The 689-nt window shown below is 63.7% G+C and carries 1 pseudogene; it reads right to left on the bottom strand.

The window, feature by feature from the left end:
• A pseudogene (locus QD357_RS32720) lies at nucleotides 1-689 on the bottom strand (hypothetical protein); the annotation flags it as partial.

Raw genomic sequence — 689 nt, 5'->3', positions numbered from 1 at the left:
TCGTCTGACCGACCGCATCGATCGTGCCGGCCGACAGGATGGTGCCMGCCTTTATGGCGCCGGCGCTGTCGTTGATGGTCAGATCGCCGCTATTCGCCAACACGATATTGCCGCCGGCCGCCTGGGTCGCGGCAAAATCGACGCCGGAGGCGAGAAGATCGGCGCTGACGCCATTGGCGTTGCCATTGATGGTAACAGTGCCGGCAGCAAGCAGTTGGCTGGTGACATCGACGTCGCCATCGATGCCGACATTGCCGTGGCTGGTGAGATTGGTTGACTGCAGCAGGGCCGCCTGGGCCGTGAGATCACCGGCCGACAGCAGTGTATCGACGTCGATCGTGCCGGCACCGGCGGTCAGATCGAGCGTGCCGGAGGACGCGAGAGCGATAGTGCCGCCCGCTGCATCGGTGGCGGCAAAATCGACGCCCGAAGCAATTGTTGCCGCCTGAATGCCTTGGCCGTTGATGGCGACATCGCCCGAGGCGAGAAGCTGTCCGGAAATATTGGTGGCGGCATTGATGCCGACAGCACCATGCGAAGTGACATTTTGGGCCGTCAGCGACGTCGCATCGACCGTGATGTTGCCGGAGGACAGCAGGCTTGCGGCATTGACCGCACCGCTTGTTGCCGTCAGTTGCAGGTCGGCAGCACTCGCCAGCACGGTTTTGCCCGCCGCATCCGCCTGGGTG

The organism is Rhizobium sp. BR 317, from assembly GCF_047445835.1.
Classification (GTDB): domain Bacteria; phylum Pseudomonadota; class Alphaproteobacteria; order Rhizobiales; family Rhizobiaceae; genus Rhizobium; species Rhizobium paranaense.
This window is presented reverse-complemented; position numbering and strand designations above follow the sequence as displayed.